The 22920-nt window shown below is 56.0% G+C and carries 13 protein-coding genes; 11 read left to right on the top strand and 2 right to left on the bottom strand.

The window, feature by feature from the left end; all coding sequences use genetic code 11:
• Positions 1-8: 8 nt before the first annotated feature.
• The 6 genes from EDC27_RS10450 to EDC27_RS10425 all read left to right on the top strand — a co-directional run bounded on the left by EDC27_RS10450 (position 9) and on the right by EDC27_RS10425 (position 10566).
• On the top strand, positions 9-917 hold the full coding sequence (locus EDC27_RS10450; protein WP_123290587.1) for a glycine cleavage system protein H: 909 nt from the start codon (positions 9-11) through the stop codon (positions 915-917).
• Positions 918-1020: 103 nt separating this feature from the next.
• The gene (locus EDC27_RS10445) at positions 1021-1641 is read left to right on the top strand and encodes a 4Fe-4S dicluster domain-containing protein (RefSeq protein ID WP_123290586.1); all 621 of its coding nucleotides are present in this window, start codon (positions 1021-1023) and stop codon (positions 1639-1641) included.
• Positions 1642-1664: 23 nt separating this feature from the next.
• The gene (locus tag EDC27_RS10440) at positions 1665-2519 is read left to right on the top strand and encodes a CoB--CoM heterodisulfide reductase iron-sulfur subunit B family protein (protein WP_123290585.1); all 855 of its coding nucleotides are present in this window, start codon (positions 1665-1667) and stop codon (positions 2517-2519) included.
• A 62-nt stretch (positions 2520-2581) separates the two neighbouring features.
• The gene (locus tag EDC27_RS10435) at positions 2582-7066 is read left to right on the top strand and encodes an NAD(P)-binding protein (protein ID WP_123290584.1); all 4485 of its coding nucleotides are present in this window, start codon (positions 2582-2584) and stop codon (positions 7064-7066) included.
• 277 nt (positions 7067-7343) lie between these two features.
• A complete protein-coding gene (locus EDC27_RS10430; RefSeq protein WP_123290583.1) occupies positions 7344-10109 on the top strand; it encodes an FAD-dependent oxidoreductase in 2766 nt (921 codons plus the stop codon).
• 46 nt (positions 10110-10155) lie between these two features.
• Positions 10156-10566: a hydrogenase iron-sulfur subunit gene (locus EDC27_RS10425; protein ID WP_123290582.1), complete on the top strand. Its 411-nt coding sequence runs from the start codon at positions 10156-10158 to the stop codon at positions 10564-10566.
• 106 nt (positions 10567-10672) lie between these two features.
• Here EDC27_RS10425 and EDC27_RS10420 read toward each other — a convergent pair whose 3' ends face one another.
• Together EDC27_RS10420 and EDC27_RS10415 are read right to left on the bottom strand one after the other, a co-directional pair.
• Complete coding sequence (locus EDC27_RS10420; RefSeq protein WP_123290581.1) at positions 10673-11563, bottom strand: bifunctional 5,10-methylenetetrahydrofolate dehydrogenase/5,10-methenyltetrahydrofolate cyclohydrolase; 891 nt, start codon at positions 11561-11563, stop codon at positions 10673-10675.
• A 74-nt stretch (positions 11564-11637) separates the two neighbouring features.
• Positions 11638-13401, bottom strand: coding sequence for a formate--tetrahydrofolate ligase (locus tag EDC27_RS10415; protein ID WP_123290580.1), 1764 nt, complete (start codon positions 13399-13401; stop codon positions 11638-11640).
• A gap of 565 nt (positions 13402-13966) precedes the next feature.
• On the opposite strand from EDC27_RS10415, the gene dnaN reads away from it, so the two are divergent.
• From dnaN to EDC27_RS10390, 5 genes are all read left to right on the top strand, one after another.
• Positions 13967-15082: a DNA polymerase III subunit beta gene (gene dnaN, locus EDC27_RS10410; RefSeq protein ID WP_170161759.1), complete on the top strand. Its 1116-nt coding sequence runs from the start codon at positions 13967-13969 to the stop codon at positions 15080-15082.
• A gap of 188 nt (positions 15083-15270) precedes the next feature.
• Positions 15271-17712 (top strand): DNA topoisomerase (ATP-hydrolyzing) subunit B, encoded by a 2442-nt coding sequence (gyrB, locus tag EDC27_RS10405; RefSeq protein WP_123290578.1) that lies wholly within the window; start codon positions 15271-15273, stop codon positions 17710-17712.
• A 214-nt stretch (positions 17713-17926) separates the two neighbouring features.
• On the top strand, positions 17927-20350 hold the full coding sequence (gyrA, locus tag EDC27_RS10400; RefSeq protein WP_123290577.1) for a DNA gyrase subunit A: 2424 nt from the start codon (positions 17927-17929) through the stop codon (positions 20348-20350).
• Positions 20351-20355: 5 nt separating this feature from the next.
• A complete protein-coding gene (locus tag EDC27_RS10395) occupies positions 20356-21375 on the top strand; it encodes an NAD(P)H-dependent glycerol-3-phosphate dehydrogenase (RefSeq protein ID WP_123290933.1) in 1020 nt (339 codons plus the stop codon).
• 31 nt (positions 21376-21406) lie between these two features.
• Positions 21407-22810 carry a sensor histidine kinase gene (locus EDC27_RS10390; RefSeq protein WP_170161758.1) on the top strand — a complete coding sequence of 468 codons (1404 nt, stop codon included), beginning with the start codon at positions 21407-21409 and terminating at the stop codon, positions 22808-22810.
• Positions 22811-22920: the final 110 nt, after the last annotated feature.

The following is a 22920-nucleotide window of genomic DNA, read 5'->3' as shown; positions in this document are numbered from 1 at the left end:
TTATCATCATGAAGGTGCAATCCATTCACGACAAAAAGGCCAGGGTTCGCGTTTTCGGTCTCGAGGGAGACCATCCCTGTGTGTGGATGAAGGCCGGTGTCATCAACTTCAAATTGTGCGACAATGCCTACGATTGCCTCACGTGCGCCTTTGACAAGGCCATGGCCCAAAGGCTGGAAACCGGTGACCATCATTTTCAGGCATGGCGCTCCGCGTATCAAGAAAAAACCTACACGCAAAAGGAATGCCGGCACATGATCACGGGGCGCGTGCCTGTGCGCTACTGCGGCAACGCCTATGCATGCGCCACCTGCGAATTTGATCAGGAGCTGGAACACCGCTCCATGACCGAGGTCCTTGGCACGCCAAGGCTTCAGAACATCTCGGGATTTTTGCTGGCCGACGGCTATTATTACCATCCTCGGCACACTTGGGCTCGAGTGGATCATGGCGGATTGGTGCGTTTTGGAGTTGATGATTTCACCATGCACTTGTTAGGATACATCACTCATGTTCGGCTACCCAAGTTGGGCGTTCACCTGGAAAGGGGCGCTGCGGCATGGTCGTTTCGACGCGAAGAAAAGATCGCCCCGCTCGTGGCCCCCGTGGACGGTGTGGTGGTGGCATGGAACCACAAGGCCGTCGAGAACCCTCAAATCATCAAGGAGGATCCTTACGGCGAGGGGTGGCTCGTCGTGGTCGAGCCCCGTCATCTCAAAAAAGATCTGGCGGAACTCCACGCCGACCAGGCCGCGCGAACCTGGCTCAGCGCTGAAGTGCATCGGCTGGAAGCCTTGGTGGCTCCGGACACCGAGCTTCCTCTGGCGGCAACCGGTGGTGAGGTGGTTGAGGACATCTATGGCAGTGTGCCGCACCTCAAGTGGGATCAGCTGGTGGCAGAGTTTCTTGCGCCTTAGGAAGGGTTTCTTCTCGGGCCAAGGCGCCATCGAAAAGCTTACGCCTTTTACCTAAGGAGAACGGGACGGAGGTCTCGTTCTCTTTTTTTGCCTGGAGGTGGCTATGAACGAGGTGATGGATGAAGTCGTGCTGGAGCCCAACTACGACGCCACAAAGCGGATTTTGGCCTTGAGCGGCATACAGCCGGAGTTGTGCTACCAGTGCCGCAAGTGCACCAGTGGGTGTCCTTTGACCTTTGCCATGGACTATTACCCAGACCAGATCGTGCGCTACCTTTTGTTGGGCCTGGAAGACAAGGTGCTTTCCAGTGCCACCATCTGGGTGTGTTCGTCCTGTGAGACGTGCACAACGCGATGCCCCAACGACATCGACATCGCGGGCCTGATGGACTACCTCAAACAGCAGGCCCACGCCAAAGGTCTGGTGGATCCTCGCCAAAACCTGACCTATGCCTTTCACAAAGCTTTCCTTGAAGATATCGCTCGACGAGGTCGTGTGTTTGAAACGGGCCTCATGCAGCGCTACATGCTTTCCAGCGGCGCCTGGAAGGCCAAGCTCGCGGATGGAACTCTCTGGGACGAGATTCGCCTTGGTGTGGCGTTGTGGAGCCGAGGCCGACTGCCTTTGAGACCTCGAGGCGTTCGCCACCTTGCCGAGGTACAGCGCCTCTTTGCCAAGCCAACACAATGCCGAGAAAAAAAGGACACGTCGGCGTCTTTATGATGGGGCGCAAGGGAGGAAGGGGTATGTTTTCGGTGGGTTACTATCCCGGATGTTCTTTGGAAGGAACGGCGCGCGACTACGCAGCCTCCATTGAAGGGGTGTGTCGGCTGCTGGACATTGAGCTTGTGGAGCTGGACGATTGGAACTGCTGTGGCGCCACGGCCGCGCACAGTCTGGACCATGACCTGTCGGTGGCCTTGCCGGCCCGCAACCTTCATCTCGCCCGCCAGCAGGGGCTCAAGGACCTGACAGCGCCCTGCGCCCTTTGCTACAATCGTTTAAAATCCGCAGAAAAAGCCTTGAAGAAAAAGGCAGCCCAGGCAGCGGGGGCTGACGAGGATCCTCAGGTTCGTGTTTGGGATCTGGTGGACTATTTCAGTCAGCCATCCATTGTGCGAGAAATTGAACGTCGTCTCGTTCGGCCTTTACACGGTCTTCGGGCGGTGTGCTACTATGGATGCATGGTCAATCGGCCTCCGAAAATCACCGATGCTTTGGCGTGGGAAAACCCCACCACCATGGATCGCCTTTTAGAAGCGGTGGGTGCGGAAGTTCTAGACTGGCCTTTCAAGACCGACTGCTGTGGTGCCAGTCACGCCGTCGCTCGCCCGGACTTGGTGTCGGCTCTCGTGGGCAAGCTTCTGAAAAGGGCTCTGGATCAGGGCGCGCACGCCGTGGTGGTCTCCTGCCAAATGTGCCATGCCAATCTGGACCTGTACCAACCCCGCATTGTTCAGCAACAGGGACTCGCTTCATCCCTTCCCGTTTTTTATTTCACCGACCTCATCGGCCTCGCCCTTGGAGAAACCAAAGCGCGAGACTGGATGAAACGGCATAGGGTGAACGGCGAGCCCGTCCTGACTTCCGTAGGTCTTTGACCGAAAGAAAGCCATCGACTCCACGTGCAAGACTGCACCTGAGACGACGATAAGGAGGCGTCATGAGCGCGCAACCGGCATCCACAGGGTCCGTGAACGGTTCGGTCATGGTCATTGGAGGCGGCATTGCGGGAATGCAAGCGAGCCTGGATTTGGCCAACAGCGGCTTTCGCGTCCTGCTGGTGGAAAAGGACATCAGCATCGGTGGAAACATGGCCAAGCTGGACAAGACCTTTCCCACCAACGACTGCTCCACCTGCATGATTTCGCCCAAACTCATCGAAGTGGCCAGCCATCCCAACATCGAGATTCTCACACGAACGACGGTCGCGGAGCTGGCCGGCGAACCGGGGCGATTTCAGGTGACGCTGCGCCGCGAACCGCGCTATGTGCTGGAAGACCGCTGCACCGCGTGCGGTGAATGTGAGCGCGTGTGTCCCGTGGAAATGCCGGCCGATTTCAACCAGGGGCTCAACACCCGCAAGGCCATCTACCGTCATTTTCCTCAGGCTATTCCATCCACCTTTGCCATCGACAAAAAGGGCATGGCCCCGTGCAAGGCGGCATGTCCTGCGGGCATCAGTGTGCAGGGCTACATCGCTCTCATCGCGCAGGGCCGGTACCGAGAGGCCTTGGAGCTCATTCGCAAGGTCAATCCCCTGCCTGCCGTGTGTGGCCGCGTGTGCCATCATCCCTGTGAGACCGTGTGCAGCCGTGGCGCAGTGGACGAGCCTGTAGCCATTGATTTTCTAAAGAGGTTTGTGTCCGACTGGGAAGCCCAGAACGGCCCGGGGCCCTTGCCTCCCAAAAAGGAATTCAACGGCCGTCGCGTGGCCATTGTGGGGGCGGGCCCTGCCGGCTTGACGGCCGCCTACTACCTGGCTCTGGAAGGCTACAGCGTGACCATTTTTGAAGCCATGCCCGAGCCCGGCGGATGGTTACGCTACGGCATTCCCGAATACCGTTTGCCCCGCCATGTGCTCAAGGCCGAGATCGATTTCATTCAAAGGCTTGGCGTGGAAATTCGCACCAACACCGCTTTGGGTAAAGATTTTCAATTGGAAGACCTTCGCCAACAAGGCTATGAAGCCTTCTTTCTGGCTATTGGCACCCAAAAGGATCTCAAACTCAACATTCCCGGAGAAACCCTGCAGGAAGTCTACACAGGAACCAGTTTTCTCAAACTCTTGAACACCGGCCAAAGGCCCCCCGTCGGCCGCAAAGTCGCGGTGATCGGCGGCGGCAACTGCGCCATGGACGTGGCTCGATCCTGTGTGCGCCTGGGAGTCGACGAAGTGCACCTTTTTTACCGCAGAAGTCGGGAAGAAATGCCGGCCAATCCGGAAGAAGTGGAAGAAGCGTTGCACGAAGGGGTTCAGATGCATTTTCTGGCAGCTCCGGTGGCCATTCACGGCAATGCCGAAGGGCATGTGACAGCCCTCGAATGCATTCGCATGGAATTGGGGGAAGCCGACGAAAGCGGCCGACGCCGGCCCATTCCCGTGGCGGGATCCGAATACCAGGTGCCCATTGACAGCGTCATCGCCGCCGTAGGCCTCATGACCGACCCAGCGGTTCTCGATGCCATGGACCCGGAAAGTCGCCCCACGGTCAGTCGCTGGGGGACTTTTGTCGTTGATCCGGTGACCTATGAAACGGACCGACCGGGCGTTTTTGCGGGCGGGGATGTGACCTCAGGGCCTGCCACCGTGGTGCAAGCCATCGCGGCCGGCAAGGAAGTGGCCATCTCCATCGATCGCTATCTGCGGGGCCTGGATCTTCGGGAAGGGCGCTTCGTTCCAAGCCGCACGGCACCACGCCCGGACAAACCCGTTCCCAGAGCGCCTCGGGCCTCCATGCCGCGGCTGGACGCAAAAGTACGCATCCATTCCTTCGAAGAAGTGCAGTTGGGGTTCGATGAAGAAACGGCTCGAGCCGAGGCGCAAAGGTGCCTGCAGTGCGGCGTGTGCAGCGAGTGTTACCGTTGCGTGGAAGCGTGCCTGCCTCAAGCCATTGATCATCATATGATGCCACGAGAGGACACGGTGGAAGTGGGGGCCATCATCTACGCTTGCGGGTACCGTCCCTTCGATGCCGCGCTGAAACCCGAATACGGCTACGGCCGCTACGCCAATGTCATTACCAGCCTGGAATATGAACGAATTCTCGCCGCTTCGGGTCCCACGAGCGGGCATGTGCAACGACCCAGCGACGGCGCCGTTCCCAAAAAAATAGCGTGGATTCAATGCGTGGGATCCCGGGACACTTCCATCGGAAGGGATTATTGCTCAAGTGTTTGCTGTATGTACGCCACGAAACAGGCCATCGTCACCAAAGACCATGAACCCGATGTGGAAACCACCATTTTCTACATCGACTTGAGAGCCATGGGAAAGGGCTTTGAAAGGTATTGGCAAAGGGCGGAATCCCAGCACGGCGTGCGCTACGTGCGGAGCCAGATCAGCCGTGTGGTCCAGACCGTGGACGGCCATGGGCTGGAGATTTCCTATGTGGACGAGAACAACACGCTGCAAAGGGAAATCTTTGACATGGTGGTGCTGTCCGTGGGACTCGCCGCAACGGAGGCCACCAAAGAAACGGCGCAATGCCTTGGAGCGGCCCTTGATCGGTTCGGTTTTATCGTCTCCGACCCCATGGATCCCGTGCAGACCTCGCGGCCGGGGGTTTTTTCCTGCGGCGTGAGCACCGATCCTAAGGACATTCCGGAAACCGTGGCCCAGGCCAGCGCGGCGGCCGCATCGGCCCAATGCCTGCTGGCGTCGGCCCGCCACAGCCGCACCACGCCGCCTATGACCGTTGAGGAACGTTCCATGCCGGGAGACATTCCTCGCATCGGGGTTTTCGTCTGCCATTGCGGTATTAACATCGCCGGCGTCGTGGACGTCAAGGCAGTAGCCGACTACGCCGCGACGCTGCCCAACGTGGTCCATGCCGAAAACCTGCTCTTTACCTGTTCCACAGATTCCACGGAAAAAATCAAGAGAATCATTCAGGAAAAAAACCTGAATCGTGTGGTGGTGGCTTCCTGCTCCCCTCGAACTCATGAACCCCTTTTCCAGGAATGCCTGCGCGAGGCCGGTATCAACAAGTATCTGTTTGAGATGGCCAATATTCGAGACCAGTGTTCCTGGGTGCATGGAACAACACCTGAGGAGGCCACAAAGAAATCCAAAGACCTGGTGCGCATGGCCGTCGCCAAGGCACTCTTTCTAGAGCCGCTCCATGAAATGCCCGTCTCCGTGATACAAAAAGCTCTGGTGATTGGAGGGGGCATGGCCGGCATGACGGCGGCCCGCTATATCGCGGATCAGGGGTTTTACACCTACTTGGTGGAACGGGAGGCAGAGCTGGGAGGTCAAGCGCGGGCGTGGATCCGTTTCCATCCAAGCGGTGTCGATGTCACTCAAGCCGTTTCCCAAACCATAGAAACAGTGCGCCATCATCCCAACATCGAAGTGCTCACCGCTTCGGAAATTCTTTCCTTTGAAGGCCATACGGGGCATTTCATCAGCCGGGTTAAAACCCCGCAAGGCGAAAGGATTCTCGAATACGGCGCCATGGTGGTGGCCACGGGCGGCGAAGAATACCGGCCGAAAGAGTATGGCTACGGGGAGGATCCGCGCGTGGTCACGCAACTGCAACTGCAAAAAAGGCTTGCCGACGAAGCTCACGGACTGGACAACCTCTCCCACGTGGTCATGATTCAGTGCGTGGGCTCGAGAGACGAGGAGCGGCCCTACTGTAGCCGAGTCTGCTGCACGGCCGCCGTTGTGAACGCGCTGCGCATCAAGGAAAAATATCCCACGGCCCACGTCACGATTCTCTATCGCGATATTCGAACCTTTGGCACTCGGGAGCTCTACTACCGACAGGCGCGCGAAGCAGGAGTTCGGTTCCTTCGGTACCGGCCCGAACGTAAGCCCCAGGTCAGTTTTGGGCAAGACGGCGTGCACGTGCAGGTCTTTGATCAGAACCTGAGGGAAAAGATTCATCTGCGTTGTGATCTGGTGGTCCTCAGCGCGGCCATTGTACCTCGAGCTTCCCATGGTGATCTGGCCGCACTATTCAAGCTCAGCACCGATGCGGATGGTTTTTTCATGGAAGCCCATGTGAAACTTCGGCCCTTGGACTTTGCCAGCCCGGGCCTTTATCTCTGTGGTCTGGCTCACAGCCCCAAGTTCCTGGAAGAGTCCATCGCTCAGGCCAAGGGAGCGGCAGCTCGAGCCGCTACGGTGCTGAGTCAAAAACAGTTGTTCGTGGGCGGGCGTGTTGCCGTGGTCGATCCGGCCAAATGCGCCGTGTGCCTCACCTGCGTGCGCACCTGCCCCTATGAAGTCCCTGTCGTGGTGACCGCGACCCATTCCGTGCGGCGCTCCGCCTACATCGACCCAGCCAAATGCCAAGGTTGCGGTGCTTGCGTTGCTGAATGCCCCGGAAAGGCCATTCAACTGCAACACTTCACGGATGTTCAACTGCTTCACAAAGCCGAGGCCGCGGTCTGCCAGGATATCACGCAGCGCGCATAGGCCGAAAAAGCTTGCGGACGTTCTTGGGCCACCCGTGAAAACTCTTGGACCGGAGATTCCAATTGCACCTTGACGTTGCCTTTTTTTTCACATAGAAGGAACGTGTCTTGTGAATTACCAACGCGAGGCAGAGAGCCCCGAACCTTTAACCATAGACCGGCACAAGAACCTTTTCCTCAAAAGCCGTTGAAAAAAGTGATGGGCACCGCAGGAGTTTGCCGCCACGCAGTGGGGCAGCTTATTGTCCGTTGAGCCATCAAAGAGTTGAGGGAATCCTATGACACAATCACAGGAAAAGAAGAACAAAGGCAATGTCTTGGTCGTTGGAGGCGGTGTCGCCGGAATGAACGCCGCATTGGATCTGGCGGCTCAGGGCTACCTCGTGGACCTGGTGGAAAAGGAAAGCGAACTGGGAGGTACGGTTACCAAACTCCATCGGCTTTATCCCCTGTGCAGCTGTTGTAAAGCCGCAAACCGGGCGACGCTTTGCAAACTCCATCCCAATATTCGCGCCTGGACCGAATCCAGCGTAGTTCGTATTTCTGGCTCAGCAGGGGCCTTTCAGGCGGTGATCGCGGGGCCGGCCGGTGAGGCGTCTGTGGAGGCTCAGGCTGTGATTTTGGCCCTGGGTGTGGAGCCTTTCGATGCTCAGGCCTATGATACGTACGCCTACGCGGCCTTTCAAAATGTTGTGACCAGCATCGAGCTGGAATGGCTTCAAAAACCCGTGGGGCCCTTTCAGGGCGTTCCCAAAAGGCCCTCCGACGGCCAGCCACCCAAAAGGGTCGCGTGGCTGCAGTGTGTGGGATCCCGTGAAATCAACAAGTGCGACGCGCCCTATTGCTCGTCCGTTTGCTGCATGTATGCGTTGAAGGAAGCCGTGCAGCTCAAGGACGTGCTGCCCGAAGTCGAGACCGCCATCTTTTACATGGACATGCGCACACACGGCAAAGGCTACGAACGGTACTTCGACCAGGCCAAAGAAAAGGGGGTGCGCCTGGTGCGCAGCCGCATTCATAGCATTGAAAAGGCGGCCGGAACCGAAGATCTGGTCCTGGAATACGTGGACGAAAACGGAGCCAAGCAGACCGAGACCTTTGACCTCGTGGTGCTTTCCGTGGGCCTCAGGCCTTCTGCCGAACTGGAGACCGTGGCCAAAATGCTGGGCGTGGCCCTTTCCGAGGACCATTACGTGGCTACGGACAACTTCAAACCCTGCGAAACCAACGTGCCCGGGGTCTTTGTCTGCGGCGGCGCGGCGGGACCTCGAGACGTCCATCAAAGTGTGGTGGAAGCAGCGGCCGCGGCGGGCAAAGTGGCCGCCATGGTCAAGGGGGCTTCTGGAAACGGGGCCACAGCGCCGTTTCGGGATGTGAGCGGGGAGGCTCCGTCGGTCGGCGTGGTGCTGAGCCTTTGCCCGTCCAAGCTGCCCGAATTTGAAGCCTTGCTGAATCCTTTGGCCGACTTTGTCAAGGGTCTTCCCGGCGTCTCCTTTGTGGAACGGCTGGATCTTCAGGACGGCAGCGCCTTGGGTCGGCTCGCCGAACGCATCAAAGCGGGCGGAGTCAACCGCCTCGTCTACGCCAGCTGTACCCCTATCATGCACCAGGAACTCATCGAAAGCGCCATGAAGGATGCTGGGTTGAACCCCAGCCTCTACGAATTCGTGGACTTGCGCACCCTTGGAAGCACTCCGGTGGAATTGCCTCGCCTGGAAAATCTATTCCGCACGGCCGTGCTTAAGGCCCGCATGCTGGAGCCTTTGAACTACACAAAGGTTCCGGTCAAGAAGTCCGCCTTGGTCATCGGCGGTGGCTTAGCCGGTATGCAGGCGGCCTTGGCTTTCGCCGAAATGGATGTGCCCGTGACCCTGGTGGAAAAGAAGGATCGCCTGGGAGGGCACGCGCACAAGGTGCGATCGGCGTGGAAAGGGGAATCGGTCCAGGATCTTCTCAAAGCGACCATCGACAAGGTCACGAAAAACCCCAAAATCACGGTCATGACCTCGGCCGAAGTGGTAGGGGCTCGAGGTTTTGCCGGCAACTACATAAGCACCGTGCTGCAGGGAGGCGAGAGAAAAGAAGTGGAACACGGCGTCGTGGTGCTGGCTACGGGTGCCCATTCCCTAAAGCCTCAAGAATACGCCTACGGCCAGCACCCGGAAATCTATCGCTGGAGTGATTTTACGAAGAAAATGATCGACGATCCCAACGCCTTTAGTTCCGCCCAGTGCGGCGTTTTCATTCAGTGCGTGGGCAGTCGAGAACCCCAGCGCCCCTATTGCAGCCGATTGTGCTGCACCTTTGCGGTGCGGTCCGCCATCGATTTGAAAACCAAAAACCCAGATATGGATGTGTATGTGCTCTACCGTGAGGTGCGCACCTTTGGCGAACGAGAGCGCATTTACAAGGAAGCTCGAGAGAAGGGCGTGTTTTTCATTCGATACGACCTGGACTCCAAACCACAGGTGACGGTGGAAAACGGGCGCCTCAAGGTCGTGGTCACGGATCCTATTCTCGGCCGTCCCATTGCCCTGACGCCGGATTTCATTTCTTTGCAGACGGCCATTATTCCCGCTGAGGTCGCTGATTTGGCAACCCATTACAAAGTGTCTTTGGATGAGGATGGCTTCTTTGCCGAATCCCCCGCCAAGATGCGCCCCGTGGACGGAGAAACGGAGGGCGTGTTCTTCGCCGGGCTCGCGCTGGCTCCCAAGCCTGTGGAAGAAAGCCTGGCCGAAGGCTGGGCCGTGGCCGGCCGCGCCATGCGCCTTCTCAGCCAAGATGTGATGCTCGTGGGGGGTGCCGTGGCGGAAGTGGATCCCGATAAGTGTGCCGTGTGCCTCACCTGCGTGCGCACCTGCCCGTTTCAAATCCCCTTCATTGACAGCCCTCAGGGCCATGCGTTCATCGACCCGGGGCTCTGCCAGGGGTGTGGCATGTGTGTGAGTGAATGTCCGGGTAAGGCCATTTCCTATCGACGCCTGAGTGATGATCACATCGCCGCCATGGCGCAAAGCCTAATGGGATCCGCCGTGCAGTGAGGCCCCGTGGCACGGCTTAAAGAGACTCGAGAGAAGGAGTGGTCCAATGAGCACCTTTGAACCGCAAATCATCGCCTACTGCTGTGCCAATTGCGCCTCTTCGGCCGCACAGATTTCCGAGAAGATGGGGCTGAACCTTCCGGAAAACGTTAAGGTGATTCAATTGCCATGTACGGGTCGACTGGACAGTTTGCATTTGCTGAAAGCTTTGGAAGCTGGAGCCGACGGCGTGTACGTGGCAGGCTGCCAACCCGACAGTTGCCAATACAAACACGGCGTGGAGAAGGCGCAAAAGAAGGTCAAATACGTCCAAGAACTGATCAGTCAGCTCGGGGTGGAAGCCGATCGCGTGGCGCTCTTTCACATGATGGCGGGAAAAGGCCAAGGTTTTGTGGACGCGGCCAAGACCATGGTGGACAAGGTTCGTGCCCTGGGCCCGAGCCCACTGAAAGCATAGGCAAGCATCCTTTTCGCCAATTCGTTGGCTAAGCTCTTTAAAGAAGAAGGGGGACGATGCGCCGAAGCGCATCGCCCCCCTTCTCTTTATGTTGGCGTTTTTAACCTTAGTCCTTGATCTTGTGATGGACTTTGCAGGCCCTCACGGTATTTTTCATGAGCATGGTGATGGTCATCGGGCCCACGCCGCCGGGAACCGGCGTGATGGCGCTGGCCACTTCCTTGGCTTCGTCAAAGGCCACATCGCCCTTGAGGATTCTCTTGCCGTCGGCGGTCTGTCCCACTTCATTGACACCCACATCAATGACTACAGCCCCCGGTTTGATCCAATCCCCTTTGACATATTCTGTCACACCGGCGGCCACGATAAGAATATCGGCCCGTTTTGTGTGGAACTGCACATCCTTGGTGCGGGTGTGGCAGACCGTCACCGTGGCGTTGGCGCCCTTACCCTTTTGCATCATCATGACCGCAATGGGTTTGCCCACAATGTTGGAGCGGCCCACAACCACCACTTCCGCCCCGGACGTTTCCGTGCCCGAACGGATCAAGAGCTCCTGAATGCCGGCGGGCGTACAAGGCAGATAATCCGGCTGGCCAATCATGAGCTTGCCCACATTAAAGGGATGAAAGGCGTCCACATCCTTGCCCGGGTCGATGGCGTAGAGCACCTTGTTTTCATTAATATGCTTGGGCAAAGGCAACTGGACCAAAATGCCGTCGATTTTTGGATCCTTGTTGTATTTGTCGATCAGGGCCAAAAGGTTGTCTTCCGAAATATCCGCCGGCTGATTGTCCTGAACCGAATAGAACCCCAGTTCATGGGCGGCTTTTTGTTTGGCCCGCACATAGCTTTGGGACGCCGGGTTTTCCCCCACCAAAATGGTCACCAGGCCCGGTTCCACACCATACTTTTCCTTGATGCTTTTGACTTCTGCCGCCAATTCTTCCCGAATCTGCTTGGCGACTTCCGCCCCTTTGATCAGTTTTGCCGACATACCGCCCTCCTTTTACGCTGCCAAAAGCACAGCGGGGGGCTCAGCACCCCCCGCCGCCATCAATTCACCTGCCGCTAGAAAAGACCGGTGACCTTGCCGGTCTTGACGTCCACGTCGACGCGGCGGAACGCAGGATCGGACGAAGTGCCCGGCATGAGGCTGATGGTGCCGGCGCACGGGCAGAGGAACTTGGCGCCAGAGTAAATCAACACATCGCGGATCGGCAGAACCCAGCCTTTAGGAACCCCCTTGATCGAGGGATCATGCGTGAGGCTCAGATGGGTCTTGACCATCATGGTGGCAAAGTCGGCGTACTTGGGATCGGATTCCAACATCTTGGCCTTGGCCTCCGCATCAGGCTGCCAGGCCACGCCGTCGGCGCCGTAAACTTCCTTGGCGATCAGTTCCACGCGATCACGCAACTTCATCTCCAACGGATAGAGGAACTTGAACTCGCTCGATTGTTCACAGGCCTCGATGACCGCATCGGCCAATTCCAGAGCGCCTTCGCCACCCTTCAGCCAATGCTCCGAGACCGCGCAGCGAGCTCCAGCTGCTTCCGCGGCCTTGCGCACCACGGCGATCTCGTCCTTGGTGTCGGTGTGGAACGCATTGATACACACCACAGGGTTCATGCCCGATTTGCGAATCGTGTTGATATGGTGCACCATGTTGGCCACGCCTTTTTCCACCAGGGCCACATCTTCCTTGGTGTACTCTTCGGGCAGGGGAAGCCCGGCCACGACTTTGGGGCCACCGCCGTGCATCTTGAGGGCACGCACGGTGGTGGTCAGCACGGACACATGAGGCTTCAGCCCACTGAAGCGGCACTTGACGTTCCAGAACTTTTCGAAACCGATATCCGCCCCGAAGCCGCTTTCCGTCACGTGGTAGTCGAAAAGCTTCAGACCCACACGGTCCCCGATGATGGACGACTGGCCTACGGCAATGTTGGCAAAAGGCCCGGCATGGACCATACACGGCTGGTACTCGGCCGTGCTGCAAAGGGTCGGATTGATGGAATCGACCATCCACGCGGTCATGGCCCCAGCCACTTCCAAATCCCCGGTCGTGACGGGATTGCCTCGCTTGTCAAAGGCCACTGTGATCTTGCTCATTCTGTCGCGAAGGTCGGCCAGGTCTCTCACAATGGACAAAATGGCCATAATCTCCGAGCTCACAGCGATACCGAACTTGGATTGCATAGTGTAGCCGTCGTAGCGGCCACCCAAACCGATGACAATATTGCGCAGCGATTGAGCACAGAAATCGATGACCCAGCCCATTTCCACCCGTGTTGGGTCAATGTCCAGGCGGCGCATGCGAGTCAGTCGCTGCAATTGCTCATCCGTGTAGTTGCGTTCATGCTGCATGCGCGCCGTCAAGGCCACCATGGCCAGGTTGTGGGCGTTCACAATGTTGTTGATGTCGCCCGTGAGCCCCATGGAAAATTCGGTCATGGGAATGAGCAAGGCGTTACCACCGCCCGCCGCCGTGCCCTTGATGTTCATGGTGGGACCGCCCGAAGGTTGCCTTAAACACCCGCCCACATTCTTGCCGCGCTTTCCCAGACCTTCCATCAGGCCTAAGGACGTGGTGCTCTTGCCTTCTCCCAAAGGCGTGGGTGTGATGGCCGTCACCTCAATGTATTTGCCGTCCGGTTTGTCTTTGAGCCGCTCCATGATCTTCATGAAATTAAGTCGGCACAGCCGCCCGATGGGAATCACCTCATCTTTTTCCAAGCCTAACTTGTCCCGCCATTGGTCCGGCGTGGGCATGTTCTTTTCCGCTTCTTCCGAAATCTGCCAATCTGCCATTTTGGTCGGATCGTACGGCATAGCTTCCTCCTACAGTTGAGCGTTAAAGATCAGGCTTTGGGCTTGCCCTTGCAGGCGCACGTGCCCTTCAAGGGGCCCTCTTTCATCACGGGCCTCACAGGAAACATACCTGTTGACACGGCTTCAACAATCGGCCTATTCGAACATAGGCTATGATGAGAACGGTTATGGGGAATGGGCATCACCACAAGAACTATTTTTCACATTCCACGGCACGGTACTGAACCCTGGAATGGTTGTCAAGCGGAAAAGTCACGAGAAGCTTTGGCCTCTAAGTTAGTTGGCCTTGAAAGGCACCGGTTTAAGACCCGGAAGAAAAAGTGTTTGAAAAGCCCGGAGTGTGATCGAGAAGTTGTTTAAAAGTGTGCATTCTTTCCAAAAGGTCGAGAAAGGGGCTCGAATGCGGGCTCAAAAATTTGAAAACGTGTGCAGAATTCTTTGAAAGAGAATAAACGGCTTAGGGCACTTTTTGACAATTCAACAGGTTCTAATTATTCTTACGATGTTTTTCAAATTCTAAGACGTAAAAACTTTAAAAAATCAACAAACGCTGTGGGTGATGGCCATGAAGTTTACGGTGAATCGGGAAGTGCTGCAATCGGGCTTGCAGAAAGTGGTTGGCATTACGGACCAGAAGCGCGCCAGCATGCAGGTGCTCACGCATGTGTTAGTGGAAGCCGCGGTCAATGAAAATCGACTCTCGCTTTCAGCCACAGATCTTAACCTGAGCGTGCAAACCAGCGTTGAAGCAGATGTGGTGTCTCCCGGACAAACCACGGTTTCGGCGCGAAAGTTTTTGGAAAGTGTCAAAGAACTTCGCCATGAAGCGCTGCACTGTGAATTGCTGGATAATGCTCGCTTGAGTGTGAAAGCGGGCACGGTGAACTATGCCTTGGCCACCATTCCTGCGGCGGACTTTCCTTATTTGGAAACCATCACGCCGGAAAAGACGTGCCCCTTGGATGTGGAAACCCTACGCCGGGGTTTGGAAAGCACCGTGTATGCGGTGCCTCAGGACGAGGATGCCATCAGCGTTTCGGGCATGTTTTGGCACCCTGTGGCGGAGGACCGGCTGCGTCTGGTTAGCTCCGATGGGCATCGCTTGGCTATGAACGAAATTTCTTTTCCTTCAAAGGCCTTTTTTGGTGATGTTCAGGGCGTTGTGGTGCCTCGCAAGGGGGTTCAGGAAATCATTCGGCTTTTGGAAAAAACCGACGCCGTTCAGGGCGCTTTGCATGAAAACCGCCTCATTGTGCAAACGCCGGACACGCACCTCATGGTGCTTCTTCTCGAGGAAGCCTTTCCCAAATACGAAGCGATCATTCCCGAGGCGGTGGAAGGGTTCGTGGAAGTACCTAGGGCGGATCTGCAAGCCGCTCTGCGTCGCATGGCCGTGGTCAGTGATGCCTCGTCGATGCACGTCCGCTTCATGATGTCGCGGGACCTGCTGGGGTTAGAAGCCGGCAGTGTGGAGCATGGAACGGCCTATGAAGAGATCTCTGTGGAGTATTCCGGAAAAAACTTCGCCATTGCCTTTAACATTCGCTACGTCATGGACGTGATTCAAAGCTTTACGGGGCCCACGGTGCGTGTGGAATGGGTGGACGAATACCACGGAGGCATCTTTCGAGATCCGGACGATCCCGGAATTTTCGCCCTCATCATGCCCATGATGGTCTAGATTAAGGGACGATTCTAACCCACTATAATCCCTCATAGAATTTCTTTTCTCTAAGCCATCCTTTGATTGCATTCGGAAGCAAAGAAGAGTATAAAGAAACGTTTTGAATTATTGCCTTTGAACCCAAGACACCGGAGGGGGTGTCTTGGGTTCAAAGGACACTCGATGCTGTGAGGAAGAGGCTCGCTATGGAGCAAAACCTGGAACGGTGGCTGGACGTGCCTCAGAGCACGGTGGATGGCGCAGTGGCCGAACACTACACGGGAGACCGCATCACGGTTTTGGAAGGGTTGGAGCCTGTGCGCAAGCGCCCTTCCATGTACATCGGCAATGTGTCCACGGAAGGCCTGCACCAGTTGGTCTACGAAGTGGTGGACAACAGCGTTGACGAAGCCTTGGCAGGCTATTGCGATCACATTCAGGTGACGGTGCATCTGGATGGGAGTGTGACCGTGGAGGACAACGGCCGGGGCATTCCTGTGGATATTCACGAAAAGGAAGGCCTGCCTGCGGTGGAAGTGGTCATGACCCGGTTGCATGCCGGAGGTAAGTTCGACGATGGGGTCTATAAGGTCTCTGGAGGCCTTCACGGTGTAGGGGTTTCCGTGGTCAACGCGCTCAGTGAATTCCTGGAGGTGGAAATTCGTCGTGAAGGGCGTGTCTATTTTCAGCGCTATGAACGTGGTCAGACCAAGACGCCCCTGGAACAGATCGGTGAAACGCGCCGACGGGGCACTCGGGTAACCTTTAAGGCCGATCCGGAAATTTTCACCGACACGAATCTGAGCTTTGACATTCTGTCGCAAAGAATGCGCGAATTGGCCTTTCTCAATAAAGGCTTGCGCATCGATCTCATCGATGAACGCACGTCCAAGGAAAAAATTTTTCACTACGAAGGCGGTCTCATTCAGTTCGTGGAATATCTGAACCGCAACAAGGAACCGTTGCATTCGGAAGTGGTTTTCATCGAGGGCAAGCGCCAGGATGTGATCATCGAGATCGCTTTACAATACAACCGTACCTATAAAGAAAAGATTTTTACCTTTGCCAATAACATCAACACGCGGGAAGGCGGCTCTCACCTTGTGGGATTCAAGGCAGGTCTAACCCGCAGTATCAAGCAGTACGCCCTGCAGAACAAGGTGCCCAAGGCGGACGTGGAACGCATGACGGGCGATGACGTTCGTGAAGGCCTTTCGGCGGTGGTAAGTGTCAAGCTTCGTGAGCCGCAGTTTGAAGGCCAAACCAAGACCAAGCTGGGCAACAGTGATGTCAAGGGCATGGTGGAAACCCTGACCTACGAAAAGTTGAGCGCTTACTTTGAGGAAAACCCCAAAATCATTCGGGTGATTTTGGACAAAGTGCTGGAGGCCATGCGGGCCCGGGAAGCGGCTCGAAAGGCCAAAGAGCTGACGCGACGCAAGGGCCTTCTCAGTGATCACTCGCTGCCGGGAAAGCTGGCCGACTGTCAGGAAAGGGATCCGGAAAAGAGTGAAATTTTTATTGTGGAGGGGGATTCTGCCGGAGGTTCGGCTAAGCAGGGGCGGGATCGACGGTTTCAAGCGGTGCTTCCCTTGAGAGGTAAGATTCTCAATGTGGAAAAGGCCCGGTTTGACAAGATGCTGGAAAACCAGGAGATCCGCACCATGATTTCGGCCTTGGGTACCGGTATCGGTCAGGATGAATTCGATCCGGCAAAACTTCGCTACCACAAGATTATCATCATGACCGACGCCGATGTGGATGGCGCCCACATTCGCACGCTGTTGCTTACCTTCTTCTTTCGCATGATGCCTGACCTCATCGAGCGAGGCCACCTCTACATTGCGCAACCGCCTTTGTATCGAGTCGCCGTGGGCAAGAAGGAGCTCTACCTAAAGGACGATGTGGAATTGGAAGCCTATCTGATGGCCCGTGCGGCGGAGAAACACCTCGTGTATTTGGGGCACCGTGAGGAGCCTCTCAGTGCGGATTGGCTTGTGAAACTTCGAAAGACCCATGCGCAGTATGAAGACTGGCTGGAGCGGCTCGCGCGCAAGGGAATTCGCCGCGATCTGCTTCGATTTCTTGCTCGCACTTTGGCCCACGAAGATTTTGTTCCGGAAGACCACTCCAGCATGGAGAGGCTGAGGGAAGCTTTGGAGGCTGCCGGCTACGCCGTATCGCAGATCGAGATGGAAGAGGAGCAGCGAGGTTACGACGTGGAAATTTGGCAGCCCACCAATGGTCAGGAAAAGTTTCGGCTGAGTTACGCGTTTTTGAAATCGGTGGAGTTTCGAAAGCTCGTGGAGCTTTCCAAGGAACTGGCCGTGTTGGATGATCGGCCCTATCGTGTGGTGAGCGCTGGCGCCGAGATGGCCGTGCAGGACCCCGAGACGCTATTTCAGTACCTGAAAGACGAGGCGATCAAGGGCCTCACCGTCCAGCGATACAAAGGCCTTGGAGAAATGAACCCGGAGCAGCTTTGGGAAACGACCATGAACCCCGAAAGCCGCACTTTGCTTCGCGTGCGCATTGACGATGAGTACATGGCCGACGAACTGTTCACCACCCTCATGGGGGATCGAGTGGAGCCGCGCCGGGAATTCATCCGGGTCAACGCCCTGGACTTTCGAGAACTGGACATATGACGATTCGACCGTGAGGTCGTAAGGGTTCTAAAAAAGCCTTCGAAAAGGTGACGTGGCGTCGCGTGGCGAACATCTCAAGACGTTCCCGCGCACCGCATCGCTTTACACTGCATGAGTAAGGGTGCCTGCACAGTTTTGCAAAAGAGGTCTTCCCGGAGTGGAGCCTTGAGAACAAGGTCAGGTGAGCGGCCAAGGACAGCAAAAGAGGGTTCTCATGAGTTTACCCACTGTCAATATCGAGGATGAAATCAAGCTCTCGTACCTCGATTACGCCATGAGCGTCATCATCGGGCGGGCTTTGCCCGATGTGCGTGACGGCTTAAAGCCCGTGCATCGGCGCGTGCTTTACGCCATGTACGAACTGAAAAACGATTACAACAAACCTTACAAGAAATCTGCGCGTATCGTGGGGGATGTCATCGGTAAGTATCACCCTCACGGCGATGCCGCCGTTTATGATACCATCGTGCGCATGGCCCAGGACTTTTCCATGCGTTATCCCCTGGTAGATGGACAGGGAAATTTCGGCTCCATTGACGGAGACCCACCGGCGGCCATGCGTTACACCGAAATTCGCATGGCGCGGCTGGCCCACGAGTTTCTGCAGGACATTGAAAAAGAAACCGTGGATTTTCTGCCCAACTATGACAACTCCCTCATGGAACCCTCCGTCCTTCCCACTCGAGTACCCAATCTGCTATTGAACGGAGCGTCCGGCATTGCTGTGGGCATGGCCACCAACATTCCGCCCCATAACATCAAGGAACTGTGCCTCGGCCTTCAGTGGCTGCTTCGAAAACCGGAAACCAGTCTCAAGGAACTGATGCGCCACATTCCGGGACCCGACTTTCCCACAGGAGGATTTATTGTGGGCATAGAAGGGATTCAGGAAGCCTACGCCACAGGTCGAGGGCTCATTCGCGTGCGGGGTCGCGTGGAAATCGAAGAGACGGCAAGGCGCCGCCAGATCCTCATCACGGAACTGCCCTTTCAGGTCAACAAGGCCAGACTTTTGGAGCGCATTGCCGAACTGGTGAAGGAAAAAAAGATTCAGGGCATACAGGACATTCGGGATGAATCCAGCCGGGAAGGGATGCGCATCGTGCTGTCCCTCAAGTCTGGAGCAAACCCCCAGGTGGTCGAAAACCAGCTCTACAAGTTCACGGCCGTGGAATCCACGTTTGGCGTCACTTTGTTGGCGGTGGTCAATAACCGGCCGGAACTGCTGGACCTCAAAGCCCTTCTGCAGCATTTTCTGGATTTTCGTCGCCAGGTGGTGGAGCGGCGCACGCGCTACGATTTGCAGCAGGCGGAAAAAAGGGCCCATATTTTAGAAGGTCTGAAAAAGGCTCTGGAACACCTGGATGATGTCATTCAATGGATTCGCACGTCGCCCAGTCCAGCAGTGGCCAAGGAAAGATTGATGAATTTTCTGGAGCTGAGCGAGGTGCAGGCGCAGGCCATTCTAGACATGCGTCTGCAGAGGCTCACGGCTCTGGAGAGGGAAAAAATCCTCAACGAATACGAAGAGCTTTTGAAGGCGATCGAACGCTATCGAGCCATTTTGGCGTCCCCTGCCTTGGTGGATGAATTGATCCATCAGGAACTTCAAGAAATCATCGAAACTTACGGCGACGGGCGACGCACTGTGATCCTTTCCGAGACCCAGGATGTTTCTCTCGAAGATCTCATCGACGAAAAGGAGGTGGTGGTAACCATTTCCCATGCGGGCTACGTGAAAAGGACACCCGTGGACACCTATCGCAGTCAGAGGCGAGGGGGCAAGGGACGCACGGCCATGAGTATTCGAGAAGAAGACTTTGTGCGGGCCCTTTTCACGGCTTCTACCCATGACCACCTGTTGGTGTTCACCTCCCAAGGCCGCGTCTATTGGCTCAAGGTCTATGCCATTCCCGAAGTGGGTCCCGCTTCCATGGGCAAGGCCATTGTGAACCTGCTGCCTTTGCAGGATGGCGAAAAGGTGGCCACGGTCATGCCGGTGAAGAAATTCGACCAAGACGGTTTTGTGGTCATGGCCACGAAAAAGGGTGTGGTTAAAAAAACAGAACTGAGAGCCTTTGGCAATCCTCGCAGCAACGGCATCCGCGCCATCGGTATCAATGAAGGCGACGAACTCATTGCCGCCTGCTTGACGGACGGGTCCAAGGACTTGTTCTTTATGAGTCGAAGCGGAAAGTGTATTCGCATTCGCGAAGAAACCGTGCGGCCTATGGGCAGGGACGCTCGAGGCGTCAAGGCCATGAAATTGGCGGGCAGCACCCTTGTGGGCATGGACACCATTGAGGAAGGCTCGTCCATGCTGGTGGTGACGCGCAAGGGATTTGGCAAGAGAACCGCCTCTTCGGAATACAGGGTTCAGGGCCGAGGTGGCCAGGGCGTTTTGAACCTGCGCGTGACAGACAAGAACGGAGAGGTGGTGGCTTTTCGCCAGGTTCACCACGACGATGAAGTGCTTTTGATCACCAACACAGGGCGACTTATTCGCCTCAAAGTGCAAGACATTCGGGAAATGGGACGATCCACGCAGGGCGTCAAGCTTATGGATCTGGGCGCCTCGGAAGAGATTGTCGATGTGGCCGTGGTGGCGGAATTGGATGAAGGGGAGTCGGGCCAGTGAGGCACATAGAGGAGCACATTGGAGTGATCGGCGCCGGCAGTTGGGGAACCACGCTGGCGCATCTTCTTGCCGAAAAGGGCTTTTCGGTGTCTTTATGGGTCTATGAAAAGGATCTGGCTGAAACCATTCAAAAAACCAAGGAAAATACACTTTATCTTCCGGGTTTTTCTCTGAGCGAACGGATCATGCCGTCAGGGAACATCGAGGAGGTGATCCGACATCGGTCCCTGCTGGTGATGGTGGTCCCTTCCCACGTCTACCGCTCTGTGGCCCTGCAAATGGTCCCTCACCTTCAGGAAAACGCCGTCATTGTTTCCGCCACCAAAGGCATCGAAAACGAAACCTTGCTCACCATGTCCGGAATCTGGAAAGAAATTCTTCCCGAATCCTTGGGCATTCGCGTGGTAACGCTGGCCGGGCCTTCCTTTGCTCGAGAAGTGATGCAAAAAACGCCCACGGCGGTTACGGTGGCCGCAGAAGATCGGGAGACGGCTCGGAAGGTTCAGCATGTTTTTCACACGCCCTATTTTCGGGTGTACACGAGCCCGGACAAGGTGGGCGTGGAACTGGCGGGTGCTCTAAAAAACGTGATCGCCATTGCGGCGGGCGTCTGCGACGGCCTGGGTTACGGCCTCAATACTCGAGCCGCTCTCATCACGCGAGGCCTTGCGGAAATCACCCGCTTGGGGGTTCGCATGGGAGCGCATCCCCTGACCTTTGCCGGGCTTTCGGGCATCGGGGATCTTTTGCTGACTTGCACCGGAGACCTGAGCCGCAACCGCACGGTGGGTTTTCGCCTTGGACGCGGCGAAACGCTGCAGGAAATTCTGGCCGACATGCGAATGGTGGCCGAGGGCATTCGCACATGCACCTCCGTCTATGAATTGGCCAAAAAGCTTCACGTGGATATGCCCATCTGCGAGCAGATGTATCAAATTCTGCATGAAAACAAGAATCCCCGCCAGGCCGTTTGGGACCTCATGGAAAGAGATCTCAAATCGGAACTGGAGTTTCCATTGCCGTGACACCCGATGTCGACACAAAAAAGGAGCGGCGATGACAATGAATAGGGAGGCCCTTGAGCACATGGGGGCGCGGGTGCGCGAAAAAAAAGCGGCCTATGAGCGCTACAACTTTGAACGCCTTCAGGAAGAGGCCTTTGCCACCTTTTTTGACCTGGCCCAGGAATACACCAGCCTGGAAAACCTTTACCTGATCTGCGTCACGGTGCCCAAAGAGTTCTTCCGTCTCGAAAGCCGCCTCTATGTACTGGACAACAAAACAGGTCGACTGGTAATGGTCTGCACCAGCACGGACGGGGTGGTCCAAGCCCAGGATTCCTCCCAAACCGTGCCGGCCCTGTCTGACAGAATTGCAGAAACGGACCATTCCTATCTTCTTCCCATACGAGGCAACGTCGCTTTGACCCAGTGGCTTCCCTTTGGCGGCCAAAGCCCCATTCTCGGACTTTTTGAAATCTACCCCAAAGAACAGGTGGACGAAAAAGGCCTTTTTTTTCTGGAAAAGTTCAGCAATCGCATCGGGTACAATCTCCATCAAAAGTTACTTCTTCAACAAAATATTCAACACATCAAATTTATCAATCAGCTGGTTTCTGATATTGAGCACAACGTCATATCCCCGAACCTCTACTACAAGTTGTTCCTTATTAGGTTGAAAAAATCCATCGACGAGTACAGAAAACTTCAGGAAGACCTTCGTGACCTCATCATGTTCACGCAGACCAAGGACAGTAACCTGTGTCGAGAGTTGTGCGAATTGTATCACGGCTTGGCCACTCGCAACGACGCACTGGAAGAAGAGTACCAATCCCTTAAAAAGCATTACGAGCACACGAGCCTTTTCCTGGAAACCTTGTTGCGGCGAGATCATTTTGAAAAGGGCACGTATGTTTTGCGGCGTCAGCCGTGCAATTTTCGAACAGAGATCATTCAGCCCATTTTGGATCGTTACAAGGCTGTGTTGGCCAAAACCGGCATTCATGTAGACAATCGGTTGGAGGATATACCGGACGAAGAAGTGACGCTTTTTGTGGACAAGGGGCTGATTTCCCAAGTGTTTGACAATCTCTTTTCCAACGCCGTCAAGTACACGCGCGAGGTGGAGGATGCGCGGGGGCAAAAGATCAAATTTATTTCCTATCATCGAAAGATTCTGAAGAATTACTTTGGAGAGGGTGTGCATGGGGTTCAGTTTAGCATCTTTACCACCGGGCAACCCCTTTCCAAGGAAGAGGCCAAAAGGCTTTTTGACGAAGGGTTTCGCGCCTCCAACGTGGGTCGAGAGAAAGGCACGGGTCACGGTTTGCATTTTGTCAAAAACGTGGTGGAAATTCACGGTGGCGAAGTGGGGTGCGAACCTAAGAAGTATGGGAACACCATCTATTTCATTCTTCCCATTAAAGAACCCCACCAGGTTTCTGCGCCCGAGACGGCCTAGGCCGAGCCTTTCCCACGGGAGCGGACTGTCGAGGCCGCGCGCAAGAGTCGATCACCTGACGAAGAATCTGCATTGTTGCTTTTCCACGGATAACGGTAAAGAAATCGGGC

Source organism: Desulfosoma caldarium (assembly GCF_003751385.1).
Lineage (GTDB): Bacteria > Desulfobacterota > Syntrophobacteria > Syntrophobacterales > DSM-9756 > Desulfosoma > Desulfosoma caldarium.
Note: the sequence above shows the minus strand (reverse complement) of the source record. Positions and strands in the feature narration are given on the sequence as shown.